Genomic DNA, 15,120 nt, shown 5'->3' on the forward strand with positions numbered 1-15,120 from the left:
AAAGTTTCATCCTGAACCAGCTTGTGCTCTGCCGGGAGCGACGTACCCTCGAAAGAGGTAGCCGCCCCCGGAGGCACCATGGCTCGCAAGCGCTACGCGTTCGACGAGGACAAGATCGCCCGCTTCCAGAAGGAAGGGCGCGGCGAAGGCTCCGGTGCATCCTACAAACCATGGCTCACCATCCAGGACGTCCCGTCGACAGGACGCTCTCACCGGCTGCGGGGATGGAAGACGGGACGCATCCATCATCTCCTGTCGGACATCGAGTGCGGCCTGTTCTACCTGTTCGACTGGTCGGAGGCCGTGCGTGACATTCGGGAGCAGTTCCCGATCGACCGGCAGACTACCCAGCGGATCGCCACTCAGCTTGGGATCAAACACCCGGCGGACACCGCGACCAAGACACCGTTGGTGATGACGACCGACATCGTGGTCGATGTCGTCCGTGACGGGCGGTTCGTCACGCTGGCGCGCGCCGTCAAGCCCGCCGATCAACTGGACACGCCGCGGATCATCGAGAAACTGGAGATCGAGCGCCGCTACTGGTCAGAACGGGGCGTGGATTGGGGCATCGTCACGGAGCGGGACATTCCAACGACCGTCGTCCGCAACATCGCCTGGGTTCACAGCTTCATCTCGCTGGACGACCTCAGCCAACCCTACCCCGGCTATCTCGCCGAAAAGGCGGCACTGGTCCAGCAGGAGATCGGTGGTTGGATTACAGACCAACCGTTGCGACACTTTTGCGGTGCCATGGACGCCCACTTGGCCATGCCTGCCGGAACGTGCCTGATGTTGGTCCGGCACCTGCTGGCCACAAAGGTGATTACCTGCGACATGTCGGATCCCTTGGACGACACCGCGTCGGTGCGGCGCTTCCGGGCAGTTTCGGCTGGAGTGGGGAGGGCCGCCGGATGACATCGCTCCTGGTCAACCAGTTGCTCACCTTCACCGCCGACCAGCGAACCGAACGTGTTCTGTGGATCGCCCCCATGGGCCGCGGCCTGTTCGCCATCGAGATCAAATCCGCGACCGCTTTGCCGACCTTCCATGAGATGAGCGACGTTCAGGCGCTCATCGACGAGAATGCGCTTCTGATCCGCGAGGACGATCCCTGGCTCGCTCCCGTGTCGGAGGTGGGCATTCCGGCCGACCACAAGGCGAAACGCGATGCCGCCTGGGCGCTGATCGAGCCATTGGTGAAAGACCAGCCCGCCATTTTCGTCACACAGTCGCGCGGCCGCGCGATTCGCCGCGTCATGGCGGCCAACAGGGTGACCAATCAAACCCTGTATCGCCTTCTCCGGCGGTACTGGCAGCGCGGGATGACACCGAACGCCCTGCTTCCCGACTACGCGAAGTGCGGAGCACCTGGAAAAGACAGAGCGATCACCGAACAAACAAAGCTCAATCTGGTCTCCAACGGATACGGCAACATCGTTATCGACGCCAATGTGCGAAGCCTCTTCCGGGCGGTCATCACCCGCCGTTTTGTCACCAACAAGGAACTCGACCTCAGCGGCGCTTACGAAGACCTCATCCGGCTTCATTACTCGGATTCGGCGATCAACGAGGAAACCGGCCGGAAGATGCTTGTTCCGCGAAGCCGCGTTCCCAGCCCCCGTCAGTTCCGCTACTGGTACGACAAGGACAACGACGAGGTGGACCCGATCGGCGAGAGAGCCGAGGTGGCAGGTTAAGCGAGAGTCTCGCAGGGTCGTGGCGCCGGGCCGACGTACGACATCGACAAGAGCGCGGGCTTCGCCTACGTGGCCTTGCGCCAACGCCACACTCCCGCACATCCCATATTCTGGGTATTGCGCCACGTCCCCGGCGATTTAATCTGGCCGGCACCTGACCGGAATCAGTCCCGGTCCGGAGAAGGGACGCCGAACGTGACGACCGACAAGCGGGCGGAAGCCAGAGCCGCCGATCACCGCATCCGCGTGATGCTGGTGGAAGATGACGCCCCGATCCGCGAACGCATGGCCGCCATTCTCGGGAACGCGGAGCCTCTCGAACTGGTCGCCGTGGCAGGCAATTGCGCGGACGCACGGACCCTGCGCGCCGCCCAGCTTCCGGCCGTGCTCGTCACCGACATCAAGCTGCCCGACGGCAGCGGCCTCGACCTCATCCGCGAAACCCGCCGGCTGTTCCCGGCCATGGAAATCATGGTCGTCTCCGTGCTGGGAGACGAGCGCAGCGTGCTGGCCGCAATCGAGGCCGGCGCCGCCGGCTATATCCTCAAGGATTCGGCGTCCGTCGATCTCGTGGGCGCCGTTCTCGATCTCGTGGCCGGGCGTTCGCCGATTTCGACCTCCATCGCCCGGACGATCATCCGGCGGGTCCAGGCGGCTCCCGCCGCCCAGGACGAAACCCCGCTGCCGGCCCTGACCGAGCGGGAGATCGACATCCTCTGGGGCATTGCCAAGGGCTTCACCTACGGCGACATCGCCGAGCGGTTGGGCATCTCGCGCAACACCGTCATGACCCACATCAAGAACATCTATCGGAAGCTGGAGGTGAATTCCCGCGGCGAGGCCGTCTTCACCGCCATCCATCGCCGGATCATCAGCATGGGGCCGTAACCGGTGGGCGATCGTTCGTTCATGACGGAGCCCCCTCCCGTCCTCCCTCCCCGCCCCCTGCGACGATGGCTGGTCGTCGTCCTTCTCACCCTGGGCATCCCGCTGGCGGTCACCCTGATCGCCCTGCGCATTCATGCGTGGCCACCCGAGGTCGAGGCGCTGTTCATCCGGGAGGCCGCGGTTGCGGTCGCCGGGCCGGACGGGACGGACTGGCAGGCGGTGTCGCTGCCCTATCGCTGCCCGACCACCTGGAACCCGGATGCCGAGCCGGACGGCTGCACCCGGACGTTCCGCGTGGGCCTGCGCCACGAACCGGCCGGCGACGGGCTGTGGTCGCTCTATATCCCGGGGTTCCAGGGAAGCGTCGAGGTGTCGCTGAACGGCACGTTCCTGGAGTCGAGCGTCTGGCAGCAATCGGCCTCCGAGGTGTCCGCCGTCATTCCGATGCTGGTCGTCCTGCCATCGGCGCTGCTGCGCCCCGGCGGCAACGAGGTTGAGATCACCCTCACCAAAAAGGGGATCATCAGCGGCTTTCTGGACAAGATCGCGATCGGTCCCGACGCGCGGCTGCGCCCCGACCACGACCGGCGCGTCTTCCTGTTCTCGACGCTGCCGCGGATGATCGACGGCTGGCAGATCGCCATGGGGCTGGCGATGTTCATCATGTGGCTGTCGCGGCCGGGGGAGCAGATCTTCCTCGTGTTCAGCATCCTGCTCCTGTCGCATGCGACGCAATCCCTGCCGGGCATCGTCGGCGACGCCCTGGACGAGCGGATTCTCCGGCTGTCCAGCCAGGCCCGCTTCCTGTCGGGAAGCCTCGTCCTGCCGCTGGCGTACCTGTTCGTCGGCCGCCGGCCGCCGGCCCCCGTCTGGGTCTTCCTGCTGCCGCCGGCAGCGGTTGCGCTCAGCCATTTCGCGCTGCCCATGCAGGCGCACGCCTGGGTGGTCGGCAAGATCGCCTCCCCGGTCGTGCTGGCGATCATGGTGTGGGCGACCGTGGTCGTCGCCCGGGAGGCGGTCGTCAACCGGAACAGCGCAGCGGCGCTCCTGACCGGAACCTTCCTGGTCACCGTCGCGCTGGCGTTCCACGACTGGCTCATCCTGCGGGGCGCCCTGGGGGAACGCAGCGTGATGCTGGGCCGGTTCGGGGCGCCCATTTTCATGGCGGCGATCGGCGGCGTGCTGATCTGGCGCTTCGGGCAGGCGATGAGCCGGCTGGACCGGCTCAGCGCCCGCCTTCAGGACGAGGTGGCGGCGGCCGAGGACGCCCTGCGCCACAGCTTCACCCGCGAGAAGGCGCAGGAACGCAAGGCCGTCCTGGAGCAGGAGCGCGTCCGCCTGATGAGCGATCTGCACGACGGCATCGCCGGACAGCTCGTGTCGATCCTGGCGCTGTGCGAGCTGCGGGGGACGGGGTCGGACGAGGTGGCCGAGGCGGTTCGCAGCGCGCTCGCCGACCTGCGGCTGGTCGTTGCCTCGCTGGAGGAGGCCGGCGACGACCTGGGCGTCATGCTGGCCCTGTTCCGCGAACGGATCGAGCCGCAACTGGCGGCTCACGGCCTGGCCCTCGAATGGCGGACGGCGGAGCTGCCGGAGGTGGCCGGCCTGCACCCCGGTGCGACGCTGGCGATTTTCCGCATCCTCCAGGAGGCCACCATCAACGCCGCCCGCCATAGCGGCTCCCCGATCCTGAAGGTGGAGGCGGGGCCGTCGCCGCTGCCGGATCACGGGGCGCGCCTGTCGGTGAGCGACCGGGGCCGCGGCGGCGTCGCGGAACGCCAGGGCGGCCGCGGGCTGGGCAACCTGCGCCGCCGCGCCGAGGCGCTGGGGGCCGAGCTGACGATCGCGTCCGGCCCCGACGGCACGACGGTGACGCTGGATCTGCTCCGGCACCTGCCCTGACGGGGGCGGCGGCTCCCGGACTCCATGCATCACATATTCATGGGATGGGCAGCCGGACCGGCCACGCTTAGGCTTCGAACCGCCCCCGATCGCGGGCTCTGTCGCGGAATCGCCGAAGCGACGGAGATGCTCGGCACCCAACCGAAAGCACGTGAAGAATGAGCCTTCTCAGCCGTGTGTTCGGCCGCCGCGAGTCTCCCGTTCCGCCCCCCCGCAAGACCGGGGGGCATCCGGTCGCGATCATGGCGCTGGAGCCGCGCATGATGTTCGATGGCGCCGCTGCCGCCACCATCGCCTCGGCCGCTTACGACGCCTCGACCAACGTCCTGACGGTGACCGGAACCGATCTGGCTGCCGGCGGGGCGGTCGACGCCACCAAGCTGACGATGACCGGACAGGGCGGCAACAGCTACACGCTGACCGGAACCGGAGCCGTCAGCGCCTCCAGCGCCACCCAGTTCAGCGTGACCCTCAACGACACCGACGCGATCAACGTCGAAGGGCTGCTGAACAAGAACGGGAGCAGCGCGGCAGGCGGGACGGCCTACACCATCGCCGCCGCCGCGGGGTGGCACGACTCCGCCGCCGCCGACACCACCGGCAACGCGGTCACCGTCTCCAACACCCAGAAGCCGACCATCAGCTCGACGACCTACGACGCCTCCACCGGCGTGCTGACGGTGACCGGCACCAACATGGTCAAGCAGCCGGGCGCGGACAACGACATCAATATCGGCAAGTTCTCCGTCCTGGGCGAAGACGGGAGCTATTGGCTGGCGCTGAGCGGCACGGCCGAGATCACCAGTTCCACCGGCTTTTCCGCCACCCTCGACAGCACCACGAAGTCCAACCTCGGGTACGTTCTGAACGCCAACGGCACCCACTCCTCGGCTGACAGCGGCGGCGCGACGTACGAACTCAAGGCGGCGGACGATTGGAACGGGCCGATCACCGGCGGCGACATCAGCATCTCGGGCGGCGTTCCAATCACCGTGACGGGCGTGCCGTCCGCCCCCTCAGTCGGCCACTTCGGGGACAACGTGGCCTGGGCGGGCGTCGGGAACACCGTGCGGCTCGATACCGGGTTCGACGCCACCATCAGCCATTGGGCAAACAACGCGAAGAACGGCGGCCAGGGGGATTGGTCCGACACGTCGATCCTCTTCACCCGCTCGAACGTCCCGACCGATGTAACGGCCGACGTGTTCGGCTTCGACACCGCGACCATCAACGGCAGCGACGCCCTGTTCACCGTCGGCGGCAGCACCCTGCAGGCCGGCGGCCTGACCTTCGCGACCGTTACCGGCTCCAGCGGCCGGATGACGATCAGCTTCGACGGCACCGGAACCGGCGGCACCGCCGTGCCGACCACCGCGCTCGTCGAGGACGTGCTGCGGCGCATCACCTTTCGCAACGACACGCCCACCGGCGACATGGAGATCGTCTATCAACTCGCGGGGGAAGGGAAAACGAGCAACTCTCTGCTCTCCGTCACGTCGGACCGCATCTATGTGGACACCGCGGCGGAAGACCTTGGCAGCGACCTCAACGGGGTGTCGTTGAACGAAGCCGTGTACATCGCCGGCACGTCCTCGAAGACGCTGGTTCTGACGAGCGCCCTGGCCGGCCAGACCACCACGCTGTCGTACGACATCACCATCGCAGGGGCGCTGACCATCGACGCCGACGCGGCGAGCGGCTACACGCTCACCGCGAAACAGGTGACGTTCGGAAGCGGCGGGTCGCTGACGGTGACCAACGGCGCCAGCGACACCATCACGATCAACAGCAGGCTGAACGGGGGCGCCACGGCGGGCCTGACCAAGGCGGGGGCGGGCACGCTGACGCTGGGTTACACCAGCTCCGGCGGCAACGAGGCGATCTGGTCCGGGGCCATGACCGTCAACGCCGGCACGCTGGCGGTGGCCAGCGACGACGCGCTGAGCAGCGGAACGCTGTCGCTCAACGGCGGGACGCTGTCGCTCACCGCGGCGACGACGATCGACAACGCCGTCGCCGTGGACAGCGACGGCGGCACGGTTGCCAACAGCGCCGCCGTGACGCTGTCCGGCATCCTCTCCGGCACCGGCGCGCTGACCAAATCGGGAACCGGCACCCTCACGCTGTCGAGAGCCAACACCCGCTCCGGCGGGACGACGGTGTCGGAGGGCACGCTGACGCTGTCGGGGGGCAGCGCGCTCAGCGACAGCGGCAGCGTCGCGGTGGCTTCCGGCGCCACCTTGGCCCTGTCGACGGACGAGACCATCGGCTCGCTGTCGGGCGCCGGCGCGGTGACGCTGGGGGTGAGGGCCCTGACCGTCGTGCAATCGGCCGACGGCACCCTGTCGGGGGTGATCTCCGGCACCGGCGCCCTGACCAAGTCGGGCAGCGGCACGCTGACCCTGTCGGGCAGCAACACCTACACCGGCCTGACCGGCGTGTCGGCCGGCACGCTGTCGATCGGGGCCAGTTCCAACATCGGCACGGGCGCCATCGTGCTGAACGGCGGCACGCTGGACATCACCGGCGCCACCACGCTCAGCCAATCCATCTTGCTCGGCGCCAGCCACGGCACCGTCAGCAACTCGGCTGCCGTGACGCTGTCGGGGGTGATCTCCGGCACCGGCTACAACCTGACCAAGACGGGAACCGGCACGCTGACCCTGTCGGGCACCAACACCTACACCGGCACCACCACGATCAATGCCGGCTCGGTGTCCATTTCCGCCGGCAACAAGATCGGCTCGGGCGCCATCACGCTGAACGGCGGCACGCTGGACATCACCGGGGGCATCATATTCAACCGGAGCATCGTGCTGGGCGCCAGCCACGGCACCATCAGCAATTCGCAATCGGTGACGCTGTCGGGGGTGATCTCCGGCACCGGCAACCTGACCAAGACGGGCGCCGGCCAGCTGGCCCTGACGGGTACCAACACCTACACCGGCACCACCACGATCAGTTCCGGCTGGGTGTCCATTTCCGCCGCCAACAAGATCGGCACGGGCGCCATTACGGTGAACGGCGGCTCCACCCTGGACATCACCGGCGCCACCACGCTCAACCGGAACATCGTGCTGGGCGGCGGCACCGGCACCATCAGAATTACGGCGGCCGTAACGCTGTCGGGGGTGATCTCCGGCACCGGCAACCTGACCAAGACGGGAGGCAGCACGCTGACCCTGTCGGGCAGCAACACCTACACCGGCACCACCACCGTGTCGGCCGGCACGCTGTCGATCGGGGGCAGTTCCAACATCGGCACGGCCGCCATCACGCTGGACGGCGGCACGCTGGCCATCACCGACGCCACCTCGCTCAGCCGGAACATCGTGCTGGCCGGCGGCAACGGCACCGTCAACGCTTCGGCGGCCGCAACGCTGTCGGGGGTGATCTCCGGCGCCGGCAACCTGACCAAGTCGGGCGCCAGCACGCTGACCCTGTCGGGCACCAACACCTACACCGGCACCACCACGGTGTCGGCCGGCACGCTGTCGATCGGGACCAGTTCCAACATCGGCACGGGCGCCATCACGCTGAACGGCGGCACGCTGGACATCACCGGCGCCACCTCGCTCAGCCAGAACATCGTGCTGGGCGCCAACCACGGCACCATCAGCAACTCGGCCGCCGTGACCCTGTCGGGGATAATCTCCGGCACCAACAACAACCTGACCAAGTCGGGTGCCGGCACGCTGACGCTGTCGGGCACCTACACCTACACCGGCTTCACCTCGGTGTCCGCCGGCACGCTGGCGGTCACCAGTGCGCTGACCGGCACCAACGGGGTCTCGGTGGCGTCGGGGGCGACGCTGGGGGGAACCGGCAGCATCTTCACCCCCGGCTCGTCCAGCGTGCTGACGGTCTATGCCGGCGCCACCCTGGCGCCGGGCGTGGCGGGGACCAACAACGGCATCGGCAAGCTGACGGTAAACGGCAGCCTGCAGCTGAGCGGCGGGCTGGACATCGACATCGGCGGCGGCGGCGGGGTGGGCGGCACCGACTTCGATCAGGTGGCGGTCAAGGGCACCGTCACTTTGAACGGCGGCTCCCTCACCATCAGCCGGGTCGGCGGCTACACGGCGACCAACGGCGCCACCTACCAAGTGATCGACAACGACAGCACCGACGCGGTCACCGGCACGCCCGGCATCTTCGGCACCACCGCCGAAGGCACCGACCTGATCAGCAACGGCTACACCTGCACGGTCCGTTACGCCAGCGGCACCGGCAACGACGTGGTTCTCACGGCGGTGGCCAGTTCGGCGGTGACGGGCGTCTCAGCCTCGACCGCCGACGGCTCGTACAAGACGGGCGACACCATCTCGATCACCGTGACCTTCGACCAGGCGGTGACGGTGACGGGCACGCCGCTGCTGTCGCTCGGCCACGACGGCCGGACGGCGAGCTACGCCAGCGGATCGGGCGGGACGACGCTGACCTTCACCTACACGGTGCAGGCGGGCGATACCGCGGCCGATCTGGATTATCTCTCGACCGCGGCGCTCGCGTTGAACGGCGGCACCATCCTCGACAGCTCGGCCGGTCGGGCCGCCGTCCTGACGCTGGCGGCGCCGGGCGCCACCAACTCGCTGGGCGCCAACACGAACATCGTCATCGACACGACGGCGCCGGGTGCGCCCGGCTCGCCGGCCCTGGCGACGTCCAGCGTCACCGGCACGCCGACCCCGACCGTCACCGGCACCGCCGAGGCCAGCGCGATGGTGACGCTGTACGACACCGACGGCACGACGGTGCTGGGCACCGCCACCGCCGATGGCGGCGGCACGTGGTCGATCACCTCCTCCACCCTGGCGGCGGGCGCCCACACCCTGACCGCCAAGGCGACCGACAGCGCGGGCAACGTCTCCGCCGCCTCGTCGGGCCTGTCGATCACCGTCGCCGACACCAGTGCGCCGACGACGGTGACGGTGACGGTGACAGGCGTGACCTCCAGCACCACCGACGGCACCTACAAGGTCGGCGACAGCATCACGATCAGCGTCAGCTTCTCCGAGGCGGTGGCGGTGACCGGGTCGCCGACGCTGGCGCTGAACACCGGACGCACCGCGACCTATGCCGGCGGTGCGGGAACCAGCGCCCTGACCTTCACCTACACGGTGCAGAATGGCGACACCACGGCGGATCTCGACTATTCCTCGACCGCGGCGCTGTCGGGGACGATCGCCAACACGGCGGGCACCGCAGCGTCGCTGACGCTGGCGGCGCCGGGCGCCGCCACCTCGCTGGGCGCCAACAAGAACCTCGTCATCGACACCCTGGCGCCGACGATCGTGAACGTCACCGGGCCGGCCGACGGGACGTACGGGGCCGGCTGGACGCTGAGCGTCTTCGTGCAGGTGAGCGAGGCGGTCACGATCACCAACGGAACGCCGTCGATCCAGCTCGACATCGGCGGCACGGCGCGCCAGGCGGTCTACACCGCGACGGGAAGCACCCCCACGATTCTGCGCTTCGACTATGTCGTGCAGGCGGGGGATGCCGATCCCGACGGCATCGTGATCGGCGCAATGTCGCTCAACGGCGCGACCGTCACCGACGCGGCCAGCCAGCCGCTGGCGGCGACGCTGAGCGGCGTGCCGGGCACGCAGGGCGTTCTGATCGACGCGGTGGCCCCGACGATTGCTGTCACGGCCACCACCTCCACCACGACCGCCACCACGACTGCCACCACGGCCGCCACCACGGCCGACGTCGGCAACGGGCCGTCGACCAACAGCCCCTCGTCCCGTTCGACGAGCGTCACCACCGGGTTCTCCTCCGTTCCCAACCTCGGGTCGTTCTCGGCGCCGTCCTTGCCGAGCGGCGGCCCGACCGGGTCCTCCTCGGGCACCGACGCCGGACGGCTGGTGACACTGAGCAGCCTCGGCGACGGATCGTCGAGCAGCGACGAGGGGCGTTCGATCACGCTGAACAGCCTCGGCGGGCAAAACTCCGGAGGCGGCATCTCCAGCTTCAACGGCCTGTCGGACGGCACCGGACGCTCCGGCTCCAGCGGCGGCAGCGCGCTGGGCGGCGGACTCGGTGGTGGATTGGACGGCAGCGGATTCGGGACGGGTCGTGGAACCGGTACGGCGACCGGCAACCGCCTCGGCACCCCGGCCGGCACCACCCAAGGCCAGGAGACCGACAGGGGGACCGGCACCGGCCAAGGCGCCCAGTCCGGCAATCGGGGCACCGCGCCGGACGGTGAAAACCAGGACCAGCCGAGCCAACCCCCGCAAGGGCAAGACCAGAGCGGCGCCGACGCCGCGGATGGCACCGTCCCACGGAAAGCCGGGCAAGACGAACGGGCCGATACGACGCCGGTCGGCCGCGTGGCCGGCCGGGTGGCGCCGGGCTTCGCCCATCAGGTCGCCCGCGCCCATGGCGGCCCGGCCGGGGCTTCCGCCCTGCTCGCCGCCCTCGCCAACCACGTCCTGCGGGGAAGCCGGGCCGCGTGATGGCGGCCCCGCGCGCCATGGCGCTTCCATCCCGCCGGTCCTTCGTCCGCCTTGCCTCCTTCACGCCAAATGGATCAAGCCTCCCCATGACGACTCCGACCGCCCGTCTTCGCCGCCCCTTGCTGTCTTCGACGGTTCCGGTCGTTGCGCTCTGCGCGTCTCTTCTGGCCACCGGCTGCACGGTGGCGCCGACCCCGCTGTCCGCCGCCGACAACTTGGCCCGCGTGCGCACGGATCTGAGCGTCGTGTTCGCGCCGCAAGAGCCGGTGATCAAGGCGGTCTCGATGCACGAGGCGATGGCGCGGGCCATCAAATACAACCTCGACGAACGCGTGAAGATCATGGAGACGGCGATCGCCAGCCAGCAGCTCGACCTGTCGCACTACGACATGCTGCCCCGCGTGGTGGCCGCCGCCGGCTATGCCGGGCGCAACAACGAAGCCGGCTCGGAAAGCCTCAATCTGGCCACCGGGCGACGGACCGGTGAAAGCACCACGGCGATGGACCGCAATCGGCGCATCGGCGATCTCGGCTTCACTTGGAACGTGCTGGATTTCGGCGTCAGCTATCTGCGGGCGCGGCAGAACGCCAACCTGGTGCTGATCAGCGACGAGCGCCGCCGCCGCGTGGTGCAGGGCATCCTGCAGGACGTGCGCACCGCCTATTGGCGCGCCGTTGCCGCCGAACGCCTGCTGGAGCGCATCGCCCCGCTGGAGCGCCGCGTCGACGGCGCGCGCCGCGACGCCCGCACCCTGGAGGCGCTGCGCGTCCAGGCACCGTTGCAGGCCCTGGGCTATACCCGCACGCTGGTCGAGACGCTGCGCCAGTTGCAGTCGCTGCGGCGCGAGCTGGTGGCGTCGAAGGCGCAGCTGGGAGCCCTGATGGGCCTGCCGCCGGGCGAGCCCTTCGCGGTGGAGTTGCCGCCGCTCGCCACGATGACGGCGCCGCCCAAGCTCGACATCCCGGTCGAGGCGTTGGAGACCCACGCGCTGCTGAACCGCCCGGAACTGCTGGAGGAAAGCTACAACCAGCGTATCTCCGCCGACGAGACGTGGCGCTCGATGCTGAAGCTGCTGCCGGGCATCGACGTGAACGCCGCCCTGCGCTACGACAGCAACAGCTTCCTGCTGAACCAGCGCTGGGCCGATTACGGCGCGCGGATCAGCTGGAACCTGATCAACCTGATCGCGGCCCCCGACACCCTGTCCCACGCCAACGCGCAGGAGGAACTGGTCGCTTTCCGCCGGCAGGCGCTGAGCATGGCGGTGCTGAGCCAGGTGCGCGTGGCGATGCTGCAATTTCGCGAGCTGCACCAGGAGTTCGGCTTGACCGCCGAACAGGCCGACCTGGACAGCCGCATCCGCACCCAATACGTCAACGTCGGCGACGCCGGCCAGATCGGTGAGCTGGGGGTGATCCAGGCCGAGGTCACGACTCTGCTGTCCGATCTGCGGCGCGATCTGGTCTTCGCCGACCTGCACAACGCCTATGCCCGCGTGATGGTGTCGGCCGGCGTCGATCCGCTGCCCGAGACGATGCCTGCCAATGATCTGGCAACCCTCACCCAAGCGGTCCGCTCCGGTCTGGCATCGTGGCAGGAGCGTGCCAACAGCGCATTGCGCGTGAGCGATCTGGCCAGACCGACGCCGGCCCCAGACTCCCCGATGCCGAAGGCCGAGGTGGCGGCGATCCCCGCCGCTGCACCGGCTCCGGCCGCGGCGGGTGGCGTTGCTGCGGCGGTCATCCAGGCCGATCTCGGGGCGTACGCCAGCCAGAGGTTGGCGCAAGACACCTGGGGCGATCTGGCCCGGCGTCTGGGCACAACGGCGGCCGGCACGGAGGCCCGGTATGTGACCAGCCGGCGCAGCACCGACGGCAAGACGATCGTGCAGTTGCGCGTGGGTGGTTTTGCCGATCACGCCGCAGCGGAACGCTTTTGCCGGGCAGCGAAGGGCAAGCGGCAGGAATGCACCGTCCGCTCGACCGCTCTCGTGGTGGCCTCGTGACACGCCGCGCCACGCTGGCCGCCGCCCTGCTGCTGGGGGTTGGAACGCCGGCCTTCGCCCAGGATCCGGGCCAAGGGCAGGTCCGCGCCTTGATCGAAGCGCGGCGGCACGCCGTGCTGTCCGCCGAGATCCCCGGCCGCATCGCCCGTTTGGCCGTGGAGGCCGGCGAACGCTTCAAAGCCGGCGACGTGCTGGTCGCCGTCGACTGCTCCAGCTATCAGGCGGAACTGGACGCCGCGCGCGCCCAGCTCAACGCCGCGGAGGTCACGGCACGGGTCAATCGCCGGCTCGCCAGCCTGCGCTCGATCGGCGAGGCGGAGGTCCAACTGGCCGACGCCAAGGCCCAGGTCGCTCGTGCCGACGTCCGCAAATCCGAGCTCCAGACCCGCCGCTGCGAGATCAAGGCGCCCTTCGACGGGCGGATCGTCGAACGGCGCATCCAGGAACATGAATCGGTCCCCGCCGGCGCACCGCTGCTGGAGATCCTGTCCGACCGCGACCTGAAGGTGGAGCTGATCGTGCCGTCCGCGTGGCTGGTCTGGATGAAGCCGGGGCAGCGGTTCGAGCTGCGGGTGGACGAGACCGGCGCCACCCTGCCCGGCGAGGTCGTGCAGCCCGGCGCCAAAGTCGATCCGGCCAGCCAGTCGGTGAAGGTCACCGCCTGGCTGCTCTGCGAGAGCGGCCCCGGCAACGGCCTGATCGCCGGGATGAGCGGCACGGCGGTCTTCCCGCCGCAAGCCCTGGCGGTTCTGCCCGCCACGCCCGCCGCCAAGCCATGAGCGGTTCGACGGCCGGCGCGCCACCCCAGGCGGCAAACCCGCTCACCAGCCTGCTAATGTTGCTGGAATTGCAGCGGCAGGCGTGGAGGTTCGCGGCGGTGCCCGAGCTGCGCTATCACATCGTCAACCAGACCCGCCGGCTGATCGCCTACCGGCAGGCGGCGTTCCTCACCCTGCCAGACGGCCGCCCGGCTCTGGAGGCGGTGTCGAACATTGCGGTTCTCGACCCCAACGCCCCCTTCGCCCGCTGGCTGGAGGACGCCGTCCGCGCCGTGGCCTCTGGGCCGGACGCCCGGACCATCCACGCCGTCGATCCCACCGCCCAGGCCCCGGCCCTGCGCGCCGCCTGGGCCGAATGGGGTCCGGCGCAGGTTCTATGGTGTCCGTTGTCCGGACCGGACGGGGTTCCGCGCGCCGGGCTGTGGCTGAGCCGCGATGAGCCCTGGACCGAAGGCGACATCCATCTGCTCCAGCCTCTGACCGAGGGCTACGGCCACGCCTGGTGGGCGCTCGCCGGAAAACGCACGCGGCCGCGCGGTCTGCGGCGGTCGATGCTGCGGCTGCTGGCACTCGGGCTGATCGGCGGTGTGCTGGCGCTGCCGGTGCCGATGTCCACCCTGGCCCCGGCCGAAATCCGCGCCAGCGACCCGGTGATCGTCGCCGCCCCGCTGGACGGCGTGATCGAACGCTTCCGCGTCCAGCCCAACGAGACTGTTACCACCGGGCAGCCCTTGTTCCACTTCGACACCACGGTTCTGCGAAGCCGCCACGAGGTCGCGGCCAAGGGACTGACCCAGGCCGAGGCCGAGCTGCTGAGCGCCTCCCAAGCGGCCTTTGCCGATCCCCAGACCAAGGCCCGTGTCGCCCAGCTGCGCGCCCAGGTCGAGCTGCGCCGCGCCGAGCTGAGCCTCGCCCGCGACCTGCTGGATCGGGCGACGGTACGGGCCGAACGGGCCGGCATCGCCGTCTTCACCGACGTCAACGACTGGCTGGGCAAACCGGTGGCGGTGGGCGAACGGGTGCTGACCCTGGCCGACCCGCAAGCGCCGGAGATCGACATCCAGGTCCCGGTCGGTGACGCTCTGGTGCTGGAGGAAGGCTCGACGGTCGAGCTGTTCCTCAACGTCGATCCGCTGCGCCCGCTCCGCGCCCGGTTGATTCACGCCAGCTACGAAGCGGGGCTGTCGGCGTCGGGCGTCCTGTCCTACCGGGTGAAGGCGGCGCTGGAGCCGGCCCAGGATTCGGGACAGCCGCCGCCCCGCATCGGGCTGCGCGGCACCGCGAAAATCCTGGGCGAGCGGGTGCCGCTGGCCCTCTACCTGTTCCGCCGCCCGCTGGCCCTGCTGCGCCAGACGATCGGCGTCTGACGGCTTTTTTCCGC

The 15,120-nt window shown here is 69.2% G+C and carries 8 protein-coding genes; all 8 read left to right on the top strand.

Going from position 1 to position 15,120, the window contains the following annotated elements; translation table 11 throughout:
- Positions 1 to 78 precede the first annotated feature (78 nt).
- The 8 genes from ACSVDD_RS21285 to ACSVDD_RS21320 all read left to right on the top strand — a co-directional run bounded on the left by ACSVDD_RS21285 (position 79) and on the right by ACSVDD_RS21320 (position 15,106).
- The gene (locus tag ACSVDD_RS21285) at positions 79 to 918 is read left to right on the top strand and encodes a TnsA endonuclease N-terminal domain-containing protein (protein WP_448191399.1); all 840 of its coding nucleotides are present in this window, start codon (positions 79 to 81) and stop codon (positions 916 to 918) included.
- Positions 915 to 1,700, top strand: coding sequence for a hypothetical protein (locus ACSVDD_RS21290; protein WP_448191400.1), 786 nt, complete (start codon positions 915 to 917; stop codon positions 1,698 to 1,700). The genes ACSVDD_RS21285 and ACSVDD_RS21290 overlap by 4 nt, the downstream gene beginning before the upstream one ends.
- 195 nt (positions 1,701 to 1,895) lie before the next feature.
- A complete protein-coding gene (locus ACSVDD_RS21295) occupies positions 1,896 to 2,588 on the top strand; it encodes a response regulator (protein ID WP_448191401.1) in 693 nt (230 codons plus the stop codon).
- A 21-nt stretch (positions 2,589 to 2,609) separates the two neighbouring features.
- On the top strand, positions 2,610 to 4,490 hold the full coding sequence (locus ACSVDD_RS21300; protein ID WP_448191402.1) for a sensor histidine kinase: 1,881 nt from the start codon (positions 2,610 to 2,612) through the stop codon (positions 4,488 to 4,490).
- 158 nt (positions 4,491 to 4,648) lie between these two features.
- Positions 4,649 to 10,954, top strand: coding sequence for a beta strand repeat-containing protein (locus ACSVDD_RS21305; RefSeq protein ID WP_448191403.1), 6,306 nt, complete (start codon positions 4,649 to 4,651; stop codon positions 10,952 to 10,954).
- Positions 10,955 to 11,040: 86 nt separating this feature from the next.
- A complete protein-coding gene (locus tag ACSVDD_RS21310) occupies positions 11,041 to 12,960 on the top strand; it encodes an SPOR domain-containing protein (RefSeq protein WP_448191404.1) in 1,920 nt (639 codons plus the stop codon).
- A complete protein-coding gene (locus ACSVDD_RS21315) occupies positions 12,957 to 13,739 on the top strand; it encodes an efflux RND transporter periplasmic adaptor subunit (RefSeq protein ID WP_448191405.1) in 783 nt (260 codons plus the stop codon). The genes ACSVDD_RS21310 and ACSVDD_RS21315 overlap by 4 nt, the downstream gene beginning before the upstream one ends.
- The gene (locus ACSVDD_RS21320; RefSeq protein ID WP_448191406.1) at positions 13,736 to 15,106 is read left to right on the top strand and encodes an efflux RND transporter periplasmic adaptor subunit; all 1,371 of its coding nucleotides are present in this window, start codon (positions 13,736 to 13,738) and stop codon (positions 15,104 to 15,106) included. Before ACSVDD_RS21315 ends, ACSVDD_RS21320 begins: the two co-directional genes overlap by 4 nt.
- Positions 15,107 to 15,120 lie beyond the last annotated feature (14 nt).

It is taken from the genome of Azospirillum terrae (genome assembly GCF_053470425.1).